We start from the raw sequence: 255 nt of genomic DNA, 5'->3' as shown, positions 1-255 counted from the left end.
TTGTGTCAAAACAAGTGAAACTAGTAGTTGGTTAAGCTACTAAGAGCACACGGAGGATGCCTAGGCGCTAGGAGCCGAAGAAGGACGTGGCGAACAACGAAACTGCCTCGGGGAGCTGTAAGCAAGCGTCGATCCGGGGGTGTCCGAATGGGGAAACCCGGCTGGGTTAATATCCAGTCACTCGTATCTGAATTCATAGGATGCGAAGAGGCAGACCAGGGGAACTGAAACATCTAAGTACCCTGAGGAAGAGAA

General features: G+C 51.4%; 1 rRNA gene. It reads left to right on the top strand.

Annotated elements, in window-relative coordinates:
* Nucleotides 1–29 precede the first annotated feature (29 nt).
* Nucleotides 30–255: ribosomal RNA gene (locus tag KJS42_RS23000) — 23S ribosomal RNA — on the top strand; the annotation flags it as partial.

It is taken from the genome of Paenibacillus sp. J53TS2 (genome assembly GCF_018403305.1).
Classification (GTDB): domain Bacteria; phylum Bacillota; class Bacilli; order Paenibacillales; family Paenibacillaceae; genus Fontibacillus; species Fontibacillus rhizolycopersici.
The sequence above is the reverse complement of the archived record's forward strand: the minus strand, read 5'-3'. Positions and strand labels throughout refer to the sequence as shown.